The organism is Ancylobacter sp. (assembly GCF_965279025.1).
Classification (GTDB): Bacteria; Pseudomonadota; Alphaproteobacteria; order Rhizobiales; family Xanthobacteraceae; genus Ancylobacter.
In genome coordinates this window covers 873,084-889,319 of the sequence record NZ_OZ257132.1, presented here as the reverse complement: position 1 = coordinate 889,319, position 16,236 = coordinate 873,084, and the positions used below count along the sequence as shown (strand labels likewise).

The 16,236-nt window shown below is 68.0% G+C and carries 9 protein-coding genes and 1 CRISPR repeat array (1 of these 10 cut by a window edge); all 9 genes read right to left on the bottom strand.

The genetic code is table 11. The features are described from left to right. Window positions 1–4,495: direct repeats of the CRISPR family, unit length 32 nt; unit sequence GTTTCGATCCACGCCCCCGCGTGGGGGGCGAC (it extends 1,428 nt beyond the left edge of the window). A gap of 185 nt (window positions 4,496–4,680) precedes the next feature. The 9 genes from cas2 to ACQY76_RS04105 all read right to left on the bottom strand — a co-directional run bounded on the left by cas2 (window position 4,681) and on the right by ACQY76_RS04105 (window position 16,189). Continuing rightward, window positions 4,681–4,971 carry a CRISPR-associated endonuclease Cas2 gene (gene cas2 / locus ACQY76_RS04145; protein ID WP_428031648.1) on the bottom strand — a complete coding sequence of 97 codons (291 nt, stop codon included), beginning with the start codon at window positions 4,969–4,971 and terminating at the stop codon, window positions 4,681–4,683. Window positions 4,972–4,974: 3 nt separating this feature from the next. Beyond that, window positions 4,975–6,015 (bottom strand): type I-C CRISPR-associated endonuclease Cas1c, encoded by a 1,041-nt coding sequence (gene cas1c / locus ACQY76_RS04140; RefSeq protein WP_428031647.1) that lies wholly within the window; start codon window positions 6,013–6,015, stop codon window positions 4,975–4,977. Window positions 6,016–6,022: 7 nt separating this feature from the next. Next, window positions 6,023–6,676 carry a CRISPR-associated protein Cas4 gene (gene cas4 / locus ACQY76_RS04135; RefSeq protein ID WP_428031646.1) on the bottom strand — a complete coding sequence of 218 codons (654 nt, stop codon included), beginning with the start codon at window positions 6,674–6,676 and terminating at the stop codon, window positions 6,023–6,025. Window positions 6,677–6,687: 11 nt separating this feature from the next. Continuing rightward, window positions 6,688–7,629 (bottom strand): type I-C CRISPR-associated protein Cas7/Csd2, encoded by a 942-nt coding sequence (gene cas7c / locus ACQY76_RS04130; RefSeq protein WP_428031645.1) that lies wholly within the window; start codon window positions 7,627–7,629, stop codon window positions 6,688–6,690. Next, the gene (cas8c, locus tag ACQY76_RS04125; protein WP_428031644.1) at window positions 7,619–9,436 is read right to left on the bottom strand and encodes a type I-C CRISPR-associated protein Cas8c/Csd1; all 1,818 of its coding nucleotides are present in this window, start codon (window positions 9,434–9,436) and stop codon (window positions 7,619–7,621) included. Before cas8c ends, cas7c begins: the two co-directional genes overlap by 11 nt. Further along, the gene (cas5c, locus tag ACQY76_RS04120; protein ID WP_428031643.1) at window positions 9,433–10,110 is read right to left on the bottom strand and encodes a type I-C CRISPR-associated protein Cas5c; all 678 of its coding nucleotides are present in this window, start codon (window positions 10,108–10,110) and stop codon (window positions 9,433–9,435) included. Before cas5c ends, cas8c begins: the two co-directional genes overlap by 4 nt. Window positions 10,111–10,279: 169 nt before the next feature. Next, on the bottom strand, window positions 10,280–12,610 hold the full coding sequence (locus tag ACQY76_RS04115; RefSeq protein ID WP_428031642.1) for a CRISPR-associated endonuclease Cas3'': 2,331 nt from the start codon (window positions 12,608–12,610) through the stop codon (window positions 10,280–10,282). Window positions 12,611–12,714: 104 nt separating this feature from the next. After that, entirely contained in the window at window positions 12,715–13,836 is a 1,122-nt protein-coding gene (locus tag ACQY76_RS04110; RefSeq protein ID WP_428031641.1) for an ABC transporter substrate-binding protein, read from the bottom strand. Window positions 13,837–13,843: 7 nt separating this feature from the next. Further along, a complete protein-coding gene (locus ACQY76_RS04105) occupies window positions 13,844–16,189 on the bottom strand; it encodes a TonB-dependent receptor domain-containing protein (protein WP_428031640.1) in 2,346 nt (781 codons plus the stop codon). Between the last annotated feature and the right edge of the window lie 47 nt (window positions 16,190–16,236).

Below are 16,236 nucleotides of genomic sequence, written 5' to 3'. Positions count from 1 at the left end.
TCAAGGAGCACCTTCGGCACTCCTCGGTGTTTCGATCCACGCCCCCGCGTGGGGGGCGACCGCTCGTACACCGTGCGACGGCCACACCCGCATTGTTTCGATCCACGCCCCCGCGTGGGGGGCGACCGGCGCAGACGGCGGGCCTGTGCAGTTCTCGTTCAGTTTCGATCCACGCCCCCGCGTGGGGGGCGACATTCGGTTCAGGGGGCGTTTCAGGACGGGCAGTGGTTTCGATCCACGCCCCCGCGTGGGGGGCGACTGTCGATCAACAGATCAGCACGAGAGGATTCCAGTTTCGATCCACGCCCCCGCGTGGGGGGCGACGTCAGCGCATATCGAGGTGTCGCCCAACAGCCTGTTTCGATCCACGCCCCCGCGTGGGGGGCGACCCGGGCTTCTGGGGGACATCGTACAGTGGATCGGTTTCGATCCACGCCCCCGCGTGGGGGGGCGACGGCACCATGTGGGTGCGCTACGAGCCGACCATCGTTGTTTCGATCCACGCCCCCGCGTGGGGGGCGACAAACCGGAACTGACCCTGTTGCCCCCAAGCCCTGTTTCGATCCACGCCCCCGCGTGGGGGGCGACGCGGCTCATTGGTCGCGCCGTGCCAAGCGGATCCAGTTTCGATCCACGCCCCCGCGTGGGGGGCGACGTCATGATCCAGCATTCGCCCCTCTGATGCCCTCGTTTCGATCCACGCCCCCGCGTGGGGGGCGACGTCGTGAGCGTCGACGCTCAGAACTTCGTGGTGATGTTTCGATCCACGCCCCCGCGTGGGGGGCGACCGGAGATGATGATCTCATCCCCGGCCATCGCAATGTTTCGATCCACGCCCCCGCGTGGGGGGCGACCAAGCCGCCCGACCAGATCGGCGTTTCCAACCTGTTTCGATCCACGCCCCCGCGTGGGGGGCGACCGCCGAGGCCAAAGACATAATCACGGCATTTATTGTTTCGATCCACGCCCCCGCGTGGGGGGCGACTCTTCGCCGGCAATACATGGACTACTGGCAAAAAGTTTCGATCCACGCCCCCGCGTGGGGGGCGACTCTCTCCGTCCTGGCATTGGCATGTGGGCGATCGAGGTTTCGATCCACGCCCCCGCGTGGGGGGCGACATTGTCCGTTTGCGCTTGGTCGATAGTCCATTGGCGTTTCGATCCACGCCCCCGCGTGGGGGGCGACCCGGATTGGGAGGGTTGAGCCATGGGGCTGCTCTGGTTTCGATCCACGCCCCCGCGTGGGGGGCGACGATCCCGCGATGGCGCCGACTCGGTGCTCTACAAGGTTTCGATCCACGCCCCCGCGTGGGGGGCGACAGAGGCGCGGGGTTTTCATGGCGCTCGATCCTAGTTTCGATCCACGCCCCCGCGTGGGGGGCGACCTACCCGCGCTTGAACGTCAGCGAGAGCGGTATGTTTCGATCCACGCCCCCGCGTGGGGGGCGACGCGTGCTGATCACGACGCTGTTTCTGGCCGGTTGCATGTTTCGATCCACGCCCCCGCGTGGGGGGCGACCTCTCGGTCGGAGCTTTCAAGACCTTGCCATCTTTGTTTCGATCCACGCCCCCGCGTGGGGGGGCGACCCCTGGGGTCGCTCGCGAGCCCCTACTGACTTTGAGTTTCGATCCACGCCCCCGCGTGGGGGGCGACCGCGGGTGGCCAAGGGGGTGATGCGCTATGTGGTGTTTCGATCCACGCCCCCGCGTGGGGGGCGACTCGCGGGTTCACACTGACATGCGCCTGATCTGGTGTGTTTCGATCCACGCCCCCGCGTGGGGGGCGACCTCTCCTGCCGTGAAGGAGTCCATACTTCGGCGAGTTTCGATCCACGCCCCCGCGTGGGGGGGCGACGCGGCGGTGTCTCAGGCCAACATCGCATCGTATATGTTTCGATCCACGCCCCCGCGTGGGGGGCGACATAGGCGCCTTGGGTGTAAAGGGCGTTAGATACAAGTTTCGATCCACGCCCCCGCGTGGGGGGCGACGAGGTGCTGCGCATCAGCCGCCGCTCTCTACAGGTTTCGATCCACGCCCCCGCGTGGGGGGCGACCACGCTGCCGGTGCCGGCAGGGTGGCGCGAACTGGTTTCGATCCACGCCCCCGCGTGGGGGGCGACGCCTCTCGCAGGAGGGTGAGTGACCATGGGCGAGTTTCGATCCACGCCCCCGCGTGGGGGGCGACCCACGATGCCCACGCCCAAGAGCTTCATGCGCTTGTTTCGATCCACGCCCCCGCGTGGGGGGCGACTGCGCGGTCAAAACCCCAAGGGCGGCGGCGCTCCATGTTTCGATCCACGCCCCCGCGTGGGGGGCGACGACGATCCTCACCGTCTCCGGCGTGTCGTCGATGTTTCGATCCACGCCCCCGCGTGGGGGGGCGACGCGCGCGCATAGGTTATGCAAAAGGGGTTTCGGGGTTTCGATCCACGCCCCCGCGTGGGGGGCGACGGCGGTCAGCGTCGAAAGGAGGAAGCCGCCGCCCAGTTTCGATCCACGCCCCCGCGTGGGGGGCGACCAGTCGCCAATAGTCGCGAACATGCTCGGCCGCGTTTCGATCCACGCCCCCGCGTGGGGGGCGACGCGTTCCGGGCAGGGTTCGACGACCTATTCGAAGTTTCGATCCACGCCCCCGCGTGGGGGGCGACGAAGTCGATCATCGCGCGTTCGAACACGTCGGCGTTTCGATCCACGCCCCCGCGTGGGGGGCGACTGCTCACTGTGCACGGATAAAGAGGCCCGGGCGGGTTTCGATCCACGCCCCCGCGTGGGGGGCGACACGACGGAGGGCGGCACCTTCTCCCCGGTCGGAAGTTTCGATCCACGCCCCCGCGTGGGGGGCGACTCCATGGTGAAGAACACGGCGGAGCCGTCTTCGAGTTTCGATCCACGCCCCCGCGTGGGGGGCGACCGGTTAAGTGTGACGTAAGATCCTTTAACAGTTGGTTTCGATCCACGCCCCCGCGTGGGGGGCGACGCGGGGCCGCCAACTCAGCGGCGTGATCTTCGAGGTTTCGATCCACGCCCCCGCGTGGGGGGCGACCGCTGATGAACGCGCGCTCGTCCGCTGAGGTGCTGGTTTCGATCCACGCCCCCGCGTGGGGGGCGACCCTCGGTCTGCCGGTATCGCTCCTCGGACGGCAAGTTTCGATCCACGCCCCCGCGTGGGGGGCGACACCGGGAGCTGGGCCTCAACGGCGCCCTCCTCAAGTTTCGATCCACGCCCCCGCGTGGGGGGCGACCTTGAAGGTGATGGTGATGCAGTCATGACCGCCATGTTTCGATCCACGCCCCCGCGTGGGGGGCGACGCGGAGGGGCGGGCCGTCATGCACGCGCATAGGAAGTTTCGATCCACGCCCCCGCGTGGGGGGCGACTCCTCACTCTGGGAGATTTGGGGACCCGCATCCAGGTTTCGATCCACGCCCCCGCGTGGGGGGCGACCGTTGTCCGATGACCATTGCCCTACGAGAGCGACGTTTCGATCCACGCCCCCGCGTGGGGGGCGACCCTTGTAGATGGGGGCGGCCCCCCGGGTGAACACGTTTCGATCCACGCCCCCGCGTGGGGGGCGACTCGTCTCGCTTCGTCACCCTCACCTATCGGCCTGTTTCGATCCACGCCCCCGCGTGGGGGGCGACGCGCCGTCGTCTGGGCCGTCGGCACCTGGTCGATGTTTCGATCCACGCCCCCGCGTGGGGGGCGACTCGCCTGCATCGACCCGCGAGGCCGAACTGGCATGTTTCGATCCACGCCCCCGCGTGGGGGGCGACCTGGTGATGACCGGCCTGTATGCCGTGCACAACGTTTCGATCCACGCCCCCGCGTGGGGGGCGACCCGCAAGGCAGCGCAGGACGCGGAGCGCGACGAGTTTCGATCCACGCCCCCGCGTGGGGGGCGACACGGCGTCAGAATTTGAGTTCATAGCCATCACCCAGTTTCGATCCACGCCCCCGCGTGGGGGGCGACGTGTTGTCGGCGGACAGGGTCGCGTTGCCGATGGGTTTCGATCCACGCCCCCGCGTGGGGGGCGACCCGCGCGATACCGTCGTCGCCCCCGCCCATAAAGTTTCGATCCACGCCCCCGCGTGGGGGGCGACCATTGGCGCTGGTGGGTCTGGCTCCTACCACGCGGTTTCGATCCACGCCCCCGCGTGGGGGGCGACGCCCCGTCCGCCGGCGCCCAGCGCCTTCGAGAAGTTTCGATCCACGCCCCCGCGTGGGGGGCGACGCGAAGGATTCCGGCTCATCATCTCGAAGGCGTTGTTTCGATCCACGCCCCCGCGTGGGGGGCGACCGCTTTTCCTATCGATGACTATGACGTCTCTATCGTTTCGATCCACGCCCCCGCGTGGGGGGCGACGCCGACCGTATGATGCAAATGACATCAATGGCTTGGTTTCGATCCACGCCCCCGCGTGGGGGGCGACGATCGCGATGGGCAAGTCGGCGGGGTTTTCGCTGTTTCGATCCACGCCCCCGCGTGGGGGGCGACGGCACACTGTCTAACAGCTTGGTGGCGCATGGAAAATACCGGCGTTTGCGCGATCCGGCTCGGCCGGGCGTGGTGAAGCGGGGCGGGGCGGCGCGCGTGCATGGGAAAAGGGAGCGCCCGCAATGGGTTGCCGGTTGCGCGAACCTCCGCGGCCGGGCGTGCGCGCTTCAGGTTCGCGCGGCCGCTCAGAACAGCAGCGGGCCTTCGAGATCGAGGGTGGGTTTGGCGCCGACATGCTCGACCCGGCTCCGGCCCTCGGCGCCCAGCCGGTAGAATCGCAGGCTGTCGGTCGCCTCGTCGATCTCGTTGATGAGACGTGCCCGCAGGGTCACCCATTGCGAGGGGTCCACCTCGCATTCGAATACCGAATTCTGCACACGCTGTCCGTAGTCGAGGCAGGCCCGCGCCACGCGGCGCAGCCGGCGGCGGCCGGCCGCCGTCTCGGTTCGTACATCATAGGCGACCAGCATCAGCATGCGTCATTTCCAGATGAAGCCGGGATAGCCGTCGAGATCGCCGCGCAGGTGGCGGGCGAGCAGCTGCGCCTGCGCCTGCGCCACGAGGCCGAGCGGCAGCGTCTCGCCCAGGAAGGCATGCGTGAGTTCGTCCCGCTTGCGCTCCTGCCAGGCGACGAGGACCCGTTTGCGGGCGTCGTCGGTCAACCGCACGCCACCGGCCTCCTCAAGGACGAAGTCGTGCGGCGCCACTTGGCGTCGATTGACGAGGCTCAGTACGAGCCTGTCCGCCAGGAGGGGCCGCAGCTCTTCCATCAGGTCCAGCGCAAGGCTGGCGCGCCCCGGCCGGTCGGCGTGCAGAAATCCCACCTGCGGATCGAGCCCGTGGGCTTCCAGTGCGGAGCGGCAATCATGGCCGAGCAGGGCGTAGAGAAAGGAAAGCAGCGCGTTCACCCGGTCGAGCGGCGGGCGGCGCGAGCGACCGCCGAAGACGAAAGCGGGATCGTTTGTCCGCAGCAACTGGTTGAAGCAGCTGAAATAAACCTGCGCCGCCTCGCCTTCCAGGCCGCGCAGCACTTCGACGGTCGGCGCGCCGAGAGTGCGGCGCGCCACATCAGTGAGGCGTCGCTCGGCTGCCTCCAGCGTCTCCCGACCCTCGACCGGCAGGGTGGTGCCATGGTCGCGCAGGGCACGGCGAATGACCGTGCGCTGGTTCGCCGTCTTCGCCGCGACGATGCCGCGCACGATGGCCACGCCGCGGGCCGGGTCGTCAGCCACCCGAAACTGGGTCCGGCGCAGCAGCACATTTCCGGTGCGCGGGCCCTCCACCCGGGCGAGGAACCGTCCGTTGGGGTCGAGATGCGAGACCGTGATCCCCGCCTCGGCGCAGGCCGCCAGCAGGGCCGGCGACGCGCCCGGGCGGCCGAAGCTGACCACGCCCTCGAGCATGTGCAGCGGCGCGCGTCCGCGCTCCGCGCCACCGACCTCGACAACCAGATTGGCGCCGTCCTTGCGCAGCCAGGCATCCTCGCTGGTGACGTAGATGGTGTTGAGCATCCGCCGCATCGCCGCCTCACGCTCCGATCTGCGCGGCGAGCCAGCGTGCCACCGAGGGTGGCTTCTCCAGCCGCGCCGGTTGACAGAGGGCTTCGAGCGAGCAACGCCGGCAGGCCGGCATATGGACCGGCGGCGGTGTGACCTGTGCCGCGATCATGCTGCGCGTTGCCGCCGCGACCTCTGCCGTCAAAGCCCGTAGCGCCGCGTCGAAGGGCACGCCGAGGCGGCGACGGGTCTCGCCATAGAACAGCGCGCCCTGGGGAACCGGCACCCCGAATGCCTCTTCGAGGCAGAGCGCCTGCGCGCAGAGTTGCACCTCGTCGGCGCGGTGTGCCTTCGGCTTGCCGCGCTTGTATTCGACCGGAAAGGGCGTGTCCGGCTCGCCGCCGCGCGCCCGGTGGAATTCGACCACGTCGGCCTTGCCCGAAACGCCGAGCGCAACCGAGCGCAGCGCCACGCTTCGGGCGGTGCGGACCCCCGGCCGGGCCTCGGCCCGGCCGGAATCGGCTTTCTCGTGCAGCAGCCGCCCTTCGGCCGTCGCAACATCCTCGGCCCAGAGCTGCTCGACATGAATGAGCGCGCATTGGCGCGGGCAGAAGAGATAGTGCTGCAGCGCCGAGAGCGGGACCAGCGCCTCCTCCGTCTCGCCGTCGATGGGAGAGGCCGGCATGGACTTGGGTCCTACTTCTCGATGATCTCGATGCCGTCCGGCAGTCCATCGCGTTGAATGGTGATGGCGTAGTCCTCGAAGCTGCGCGCCGGCGGGGCGTTGTCGAGGCGCTCGTCGCCGGGCTTGTGCTTCTCTCCGCGGAACAGCCGCCAGGTCTTCACCCGGTCGAACAGTTCGTTGGCCTTCGCGTTGCCCAGTGCCGAGGCGTGGCGGAAGATCACCAGCTTGCGCGTCGCCATCTCGCCGCGCGCGGCGGAGCGGTCATGCTCGAACAGGTTGCCGAGCGCCTCGAACAGCAGGTCAAGATCGGCGTCTGAGAAGCCGGTGCCCTTGGTCGGATGCGAGGCGAGCGGGGCGGAGACATAGCCATGGGCGCGGTAGAGGCCGTAGGGCACGATGTGCTTGCGGCCCATGGTACGCCCGCCCTTCGCCTCGGCGTCGGCTTCCGTGGTCGCGGCGAGGCGGGTAATGGAGATTTCCAGCGGCAGGATCGGCTCGACCGAGCGAGCGAAGTTGATCTGCACCGGCCCACGCACCTGCCCGGCATTGACGCCGGTGGTCATCACGGCGCCGAAGCTGCGGATGTCCCAGAAATTGGCGCACATCCAGGCGGTCAGTTCACGCGATTTGGCGTCGTCCTTGGGGCCCTTCTTCAGCTCCTCCGCCTTGGTGACGTCGGGCAGCACCGCGGCCCAGGCGCGCTTGTGCTCGTTGTTCAGCGTCGCCCCGTCGCGCATGTAGATCTCGTGACCCGGCACGTCGGGCCGGGCCAGTGCCACGTAATTGCGGATCTTGCGCTTCAGAGCGACGTCGGAGACCAGCCCCTGATTGGTCTCGGGATCGAGGCGCGGCATGTTGCCAGCGTCCGGATCGCCGTTCGGGTTGCCGTTGATCACGTCGAAATACAGCACGAATTCGTGCCGGCGCGTGAGGCTGTTCGTTTCATTCGTCATTGTCGTTGTCCTCCGCGTCGGTGCTGGCGAGTTCGGCTTCGGCCTCGCGGCTGGCGAACTGGCCCTTGCGCTGGTGGTAATAGCCGATCACGAAGCGCCCCTGCGCCTCGAGGGGGAGAGAGCGCGGCATGTGGTCGTCGAGGCGATTGATGATCTCCTCGATCTCGCGCTCCAGCCAGATGCCCTTGCCGCTCTTGCGCAGCTTGGCGAGATGGTTCTGCACGCCGCGCATCAGGATCGGGAAGACGCTGGCCGGGGTGGCCGAGGCGGCGCCGAAATAGCGGTCGCGAATGGTGGCGTTGACCTTGCCCAGCGCCATTCGCTGCGCCGTTTCATAGGCGGCGAACAGGCGGCCGAGCTGGTAGGCGGGATCGGAATTCTCCCTGTGGAGACTCACGGGTACGTCCTCCTTGGCGCGTTCGGGGCTTTCAGGCGCATCCTTGTCGAGCCTCCTCAGACGATGCTCGCGGGCGAGAACCGCCTTGATGACGGCGGCGTGCCAGCCGGTGGCGGGATCGTCGCCGGCGCGCACCCGCATGATCGCCGCCGCCAGCAGCGAGCGCGGGTAGCGCGTGCCTTCCAGCACGGCGCGGGCAACTTCGCCGGCCAGCAGAGGCGGGATGTTCTCGAATTTTTCGAGCATCGCCGTGGTCTTCAGCAGCAGCCAGGCGATGGAAGGCGGCCGCTCGCCCCATGGGCTCGGCTCGATGGCGAGATCGCGGTAATGCGCGCCGAGGCGCTCGACGAAGGCGCCGAAATCATCCGACAGCCAGTAGCGCACCGACAAACGCGCGGCGTTGGGCGCGAGGCCGAGAACATGAAAGCGCGTCTTGGCCTGAAGCTGCGCGTCGAGCGTCTCGACCGGGAGCCCGTGCATGATCAGTTCGAGCTTGGCGCGAACCTTCTTCGCTTCTCCCTCGTCACTCGGCGGCTCGGCCATGGCGGCAAAGAAGTCTTCCGCCGCCCGTGCCGCCGCCTCGTCGACGGCGTCCGAGGTATCGGCCCAGAACACCACCGTCGCGTCGCCGATGCCGCGGGCGAGCCGGTTGCGGCTGGAGCGCTCCAGCATACCGTTCAGGGCGGCGCCGTAGCGGAAAGCGGCCGCCTCGGAGGTCGGGGCATTGTCGCCCTGCTCCTTGCCGTAGGAGGTGAAGGCATCGAGATTGAACGACACCAGCGCCGCCCCGGAGGACTGCGCTCCGCTCACCCCTTTGATGGTGGGGTGAAGCCGTTGCGTGATGGCCGTGTTGCCGGTGACGAGGCACGCCACGCGCGTGCCCGCGCCGCCTGCCCGCGCCGCCAGCAGTGCGCGCGCCGCCTCGCGCTGGTGCACAAAGTGCAGGTCACCCTGCAGACGGAAGACGAGATTCGCGTCGAGCATCTCGGCGTGGAAAGGCGGGTTGTCGAAGCGTTCCGGCGTCCAGCTCTCGAGAAAGCGGCGCAGCGCGACAAGGCCCGCATCGTCTGCCCCGGCCAGCAGGTCGAGATGCAGGACCTTGAAGGCGTCGTGCTCCAGTGCCGTGCGGTTTCCCTGTCCCGCCGTGCGAGCGAGCACATAGGCGCTCTTGTCCCAGAACAGGTTGGGAAGGATGCCCGCCGTGCGCTTCACCGCTGCCGGCACGGAGAGCAGTTGCGGAACGAGCTTCTTGCCGCTGGCCGCGCGCAGGTCGATCGCCGCGACTGGCGCTCCGTCTTGCGAGATCTCGATGGCGAAGCCGATCTTCTCGCGGGAGAAGCCCGGCGGTTCGGCTTCCCCCCGCTCGGCCATCCGCTCGTAATAGCGGTCAAGCGATTGCAGGATGGTCATGACACCGTCCCACCGGCGAGGCAGGCCTTGACGTCCAGCACGCCATCGGTGAGGCGGGCGTGGAAGAAGCGGGAGGTGTTGCCGTCGGCGAAGTCGATGTCGTGGAGCATCCAGCCGAGGTCGCGGTTGCGCTGGTCGTCGGGCAGCCGGCTCTCGGGAAGCGGCTCGCCGGCGGCGATCAGCTCGAAATCCGCCACGCATTCGCGGGTGCCGAGGCAGGGGCGGTGGAAGCATTGGCCCGTCGCTGCGCGGCGGTTGAACATGCTGAGATGCTTGGCCTCGGTATCGTCCGGCCCTGCCTTGGCCGTGAGCTCGAAATGCGCCTCGATGACATAGGCCACCTTGGTGAGGAACAGGGTGGCGCGCTGCTGCCGGTTTTCTTCCACGACGAGGCCGAGCCCTCCCGTGGTGCCGGCGCGCATGGCGGTGCCGGCGGAGGCGGCGCTGGCCCTGGCGCCCACCTCGTTGCGACGGAACGACTGTAAGCGGATGGGCTGCAGAACGTGAATGGCGTCCACCACCCAACGTATAGCCGGCTTCCAATGGACCGCTTCGAGAATGCCGCGCGCCGCCGAAGGGGTCATCACGTCATAGGAAACGCGCTCGACCTTCATTTCTGGCCGGGTAAAGCAGGCCCGCTCGCCCCAGACATGGAGCCTCACCCCAAAGGACATGCACCCACCTCACCCAGAACCCCGGAATCAACGGCACCCCAGCACCTCAGACCAACGTTTCGATGTGCGCAACTCACGTTGGGGAATATGAACCGGTTTTCCACCGATGATTGTGGGCCGTGTCGCCGCCGCTTGCCGACCCTGCGGACTGGATCGAGAAGATCGGCGCTTACATCATGTTCAGCGAGGGGTCCCGATACGTCGTGTTTTCCAGATCGACGCCTGTCTCCGCCCGATAATGGGCGTCGTCGACGAAGCGCAGCATCGCGTCCCCGAGCGTGGGGTGGACCCGCTTGAGCACGCCGCGTTCCAGCCATTCGTCGCGGGCCCGCTTCGGGATCGGCACGACATATTGCTGCAGCCGCCTAAGGTCGGCGGTGCGCGGACGCTCCTGCGCGGCGAGGCGGGCCAGCAGTTTTTCGGCGTCGTCATCGTCCGGGCTGGCCTGCCACGGCACGATGACCGGCTCCGCCGCCGCCTCGTCGATCATGCGAAAGGCCTCGGCGACGGAGCGGAAAGGGAAGGCGAGGCCGTCCGCGCTCTCGCTGATGGCGGGAAGGATGCCGGTATAAGAACCTACCTTGGCCGTATCGAACGCCTTCCCCGCGTCGCCCTTTTGCCAATAAAGCTCGGTGAAGTAGTGCCGGACCGCGTCGAGCCCGAGCGGATCGGCGTATTTTTCCAGCACCGGCTGCGCCGCCTGCCAGCGCAGCTTGATATCGTGCTGGATGTGGCCGTCCGCCGGTTCGAACACGACGACGCGCCCGAGGCGGGGCGCGCCGGCGGCGTCCTTCAACTCGCCCTCGCGATTGCAGCGGCCGGCGGCCTGGGCGATGGCGTCCATCCCGGTGGCGGCGCGCCAGACCTCGGGAAAGGAGATGTCGACGCCCGCCTCGATCAGCGAGGTCGCCACCAGCCGCACCGGCGCGCCGTCCTTCAGCCTGGCCCGCAATTCGGCCAGGACCTGCCGGCGATGGCGGGCGCACATCAGTGTGGAAAGATGCACCGCGCCGGGCAGGTCGCGTATGGCGTCGAACAGCGCGCGCGCGTGCCGCCTTGTGTTGACGATACACAGCATCTGCGGCTGCGCGGCGTAGCGCCCGGCGATGGCCTCGTCCGCCACCGGGCCGGCCATCCGCCCCACTGCGACACGCTTCAGCTTCACATAGAGGCCCGCCGGATCGGGCGCGAGTTCGCGCGCCTCCGGCAGGTCCAGGCCGAGGGGCGTTCCCTGGCCATCGCGCAGGGCGGCGTCGATCTTCCGCAGCGCCGGCTGCGTCGCCGTGCAGAGCACCGCGCTGGAGCGATGATTCAGCGTCAACTGCTCGATGGCAGCCAGGCTTGGCAGCAACAGATGCAGCGGCAGCGTCTGCACCTCGTCGAGCACCACCACGCTTTCGGCGATGTTGTGCAGCTTGCGGCAGCGTGAAGTGCGGTTGGCAAACAGGCTCTCGAAGAACTGTACCGCCGTGGTGACGACGATCGGTACGTCCCAGTTCTCCGCCGCCCGCTGCAGCTTGGCGAGGGCGCTGGGAGCCTCGTCATCCGCCGTGCGAAGGCTTTTCGCGTTCTCCCAGTCGAAGCTGGCGTGATGTTCGAGAATGTCGAAATCCGCGCCGAGCGCCTGCCGGAATACCTCGGCCGTCTGCTCGATGATCGAGGTGTAGGGAATGACGAAAATGACCCGCCGCAGGCCGTGGCGGACGGCGTGTTCCAGCGCAAAGGACAGTGATGCCAGTGTCTTGCCGCCGCCCGTCGGCACGGTGAGGCTGAAAAGGCCGGGCGGCAGGGCGGCCTTGGCCACGGCGTGGTCGAGGATGTCGGCGCGCAGCGCGTTGAGGTCATTTCGAGATGCGGTGGCGCGCTTCTTCGCCATGAAGGCGGCGAGTCGCGCGCGCAGCACGGCGAGATCGGTGTGGCCGCCCCGCTCGACCGTCTCGCCCGTCACCTCGGCGTAAAAATGTTCCGTCGCGATGAAATCGGCGTCGACCAGGCAGGAGAACAGCATCCGGATCAGGAAGCTGAGGGCGAAGCCCTTCGGGCCGCCCTTGGGGAGCGGCACGCGCGGCGTCAGCATGGCCGGGTCCGGCAGCGGGCCGGCATGGCTTTGCCAGTCTGCCGGGACCAGCCGATGAGACCCGTCCATGCGGCGGCTCAGATCGTCCCCATCGGCGAGCCCGGCATGATGAGCGGCGATGAGGGCGGCGAGGATCGTGCCGAGCGCCTTGCCGGGCCCATTCCCGTAACGATCCAGCGCAATGCGGGCCCCGGCGGAAGAATGGTCGCCGCCCGAGCTGCGCTGTCCGGCGATGTAGGCCTGGAACTCCGGCGACATTTTGCCGATGTCGTGCAGGCTCCCGGCGAGGCGCAGCACCTCCGCCCATCCCAGCGGCTCGGCATAGTCGGCGGCACGCGCGCCCACGGCGGCGCTATGGGCGGCGAGGGTTTCCCATCGATCCGCGGGCTTCCCATCGAGCGAATGGGCATAGATGGCGACCATGCGTCCTCGGCGGGAAATGGATGTGGCGGAAGGTCACTTTCACTCGGAGCGTCGCGAATGGCCAGCGAAGAGCCGCGCCGGCTCCGGGGCAGCGGGGCGTCGCCCTAGTGGGGACGTCTCAGCGAGGTCCAGTACGTTCCCTCCAGCGCAAAGGGCTGGAAACGCGCGTGCAGGTCGCGCAGCAGGCCCTCGGGGTCCAGGTCGGCAAACAATTTGGGATGCAGCCATTTGGCGAAGGCCTGCAGCGCCGCGACGTTGAAGGGTGAATTGTAGAAATGATGCCAGACGGCGAAGGCACGCCCGGATTTCACGGCCGTCAGCTCGGCAATGCCGACGCGCCGGGTGGCGCGTGACAGGCTCTCGAATGCACGCGCCGCCGAGACGTCCGGCCCCAGCGCGATCCATGGGCTGTCCGCCGGGCTTGCGGCGCTGCCTATAGCGGTGCCGACATAGATGTCCGGTTGGTTGACGAGCAGATATTCCAGGCTCACCGACCCGGCATCGGCGAGGATGACGCCGTCGGCGAGGTTGGTGCCGCCGGCCGCCGTGACGAAATCCCCCATCATGCCGCGCACCATGGTCTCGCAGCAGGGCATGAGGCCGACCCGGCTCTCGACGAAGACGCGCGGCGCCGGCGGGCGCTGCTGTGCCAGCCGGTCACGCACGACGTCATGGGCGGCGCGCCATTCCGTGACGAAGGCCGCCGCTTCCGCCTCCCGTCCCAGCACCGCGCCGAGCACCTCGAGGCTGCGCGGCGTGTTGACCAGCGGATCGTTGCGGAAATCGATGAACACGATCGCGATGCCGGCCTGTTCCAGCACCTCGATCACCCGCGCATTGGCGGCGCCGGGTCCATGGCCGTCGACCCCGAAGATCGCGACCTCCGGGCGCAGTGCCAGCGCCCGCTCCACGCTGAAACTGTCCTGCGAGGAGCGGCCGAAGCGGGGGATTTCCGCAATGCGGGGGAAGCGGGCACGGAAGCGCGCATAGGTCGCCGGGTCGACCTGCTCATACTCGCCCATCATGCCGACGAGGCGGCGGGTGGGGTCGTCGCGGTCGAGAATGGCGAGGGCCGGGATATAGCGGCCCTCGCCGATGATGAGGCGCTCTACCCGGTCCGGCACGGTAACGGTGCGGCCGGCGAGGTCGACGATCTCCCGCGCCGCCGCGATCGCCGGCCAGAACGCAACAAGCAGGGCGATCAGCGCGGCGAGACGTGCCGTCATCGGCGGCTCAGAACTTCGCTGACGCGGTCACGATGAAGGAGCGCCCCGGCTGGTAGAGCGGCACGACGTTCTCGATGTCCTGGCCATAGGTGCCGCGGCTGGCATAGGTCTCGTCGAACAGATTATTGACGTCGAGGCGCAGCATCAGGTTCGGCGCGGTAACGGGACGGTACTCCGCATAGATGTTGACGACGGTGTAGCCGGGGATCGAGGTGGTCAGCGTGTCGCCCCACCCGTCCGGCACCACGACGGGAAGGTCGTCATACTCCAGCGCCACTTCCACATTGCCGCCGATGGTCAGGCCCCATTGCGGAATGCGGTGCGCCACGACGAAGGTGATCATCTGGCCGACGGGAGTGGCGAGATAGTTGCCGGTGTCGGAATCCGCCGCCAGACCGTCGATCTTCACGTCGATATCGGCATATTTCACCCGGACGAAGCCGGTGTCCCATTCATAGCCGGCGGCAAGCTCGAAGCCGCGCGATTCGATGTCGCGCGCCCGGATCGCGCCCAGCAGGGCGTTGCTGTAGGTCACGACTCGGGCATTATCGATGTCGGTGCGGAAGATGCTGCCCTCCAGCGTGAAGCCCTGATAGGTCGCCTTCAGCCCCGCCATGGCGTTGTTCGAGGTCACCGGCTCGGAGCCGTCCGCGTAATCCCAGTTGGGGTTCATGTAGAAGTTCTCGGCCAGCGGAATGCCGGCCCAGACATGGGAATAGCCGGCCCGCGCGGTCAGGAAATTCTCGACCACGTCGTACTCGCCCGAGACATTGCCGCTGAGGCCGGCATTGTCCCATTCCTCGCCCGTCGTGCCGGTGAACCACTGATTGTCGGCGCGGCCGCCGAAGGAGAGCCGGGTGCGCTCCCACGGCTCGAGGCGAGCCTGCGCATATACGCCGACATTGGTCGCCTTCTCGCTCGCGGCGTCATAGGGGTCGAAGAGCTCGGCGCTGTCGTCGTAGAAGTCGATGCCGGCGACGACGTTGCCGAGCGAGAAGGCAAACTTGTTCTCGAACTTGCCGTTGAAGCTGTCGGTCTTGCCGGAGGTCGTGTAGGGCGTCGGCAGGCCCCAATTGGGATTGAGATAGGTCAGCTTGGAGATTTCGGTCGAGCTGTAGGCGATCACCAGCTTGGGGTCCCACCAGCCTTCGGGCGTCGAGTCCGTATAGGTGAACACCGTGTTCTGGCGCTGGATGTCATAGGGCGTCACGTCCGGGTCCCAAGGCCGCGCGCCGGGGAAATCCGAGCCATTGGCGCGGTAGGGGCGGGGGGCGTCGTCGCTCACGCTCTCATAGCTGATGCTGAAGCGGTCGCCGGTGGGCGCCTCATAGGACACTTTGCCGATGCCGTTGACGAGGTTCGTGCTGGTGCCCAGCACCGTATCGCCATTGCCGGCCGTGAACTGGTCGCCCTGGCCGATGTTGAAATAGCCGAGCGTCTCGAACCCGCCCTTGCGGGCATAGCCGGTGATGTTGGCCAGCGAGGTGTCGCCGTTGAAATTGAACGAATATTTGCCGATGCCGCCAAAGCCGTCGGCGTCGAGGAAGTCCCGCGCGTCCTTGGTCTCATAGGCGATGGTGCCGGCGAGCGCGCCCGGGCCGGCATCGGCGGGCGCCACGCCGGCATCGACGCGCACCGCCTTAAGCACGCCGGGGTCGATGAGGTTGGTGCCCATATGGTGGAACACCTTGTTGTTCTGCCGGCTGCCGTCGATGGTCACGGCGAGGTTGGTTTCCTCGATGCCGTGGACATAGACCTTCTGCGACATCGGCAGCGAACTGCCGACCTCGATGCCCGGCTGCTCGCGGAACACGTCGGCGAGGTTCTGCGGGTTGAGCCGCTCCAGCGCCTGCGGGCCGATGACCGTTTCGGCGACGCCGCCCCGGCTCATGCCGTCTCCGGCCACCGAGATGACATCCAGCAGCTCGCCCTCGACCGTCCCGTCCGCATGGGTTTGTGCCGGCGCGCTCTGGCCTACCACGGCGGTGCCCTCGCCGGTGATGCGGAAGGCGATGCCGGTTCCCGCCAGCATCTGGGCCAGCGCCTGCTGCGGCGTGAGGTTGCCCTGCACGGGGCGCGAGGTGATGCCCTGCGACGTTGTCGAGGCAAGCGTCACCTGCAGGCCGGACTGCCGCCCGAAGGCATTCAGCGCGCTGGCGAGCGGCTGCGCCGGAATGTTGAAGGCGCGCGCCACGTTCGTTGCGGCGGTCGCCGGCGACGTCGCGGTCTGCGCGAAGCCGTAGGGCACGCCGGCGAGGCAGACGAAGGCGGTCGTCGCCATCAGGCGCAGCGCGCGACGGTGGGTGGTGGGCCGCGCCGCCACAATGTCGGCGGGGCGCATCGGCGCGCTCATCAGCAGTACTCCCCAGAATGTTTCTGTGCGTTGCGACGAACGCATCC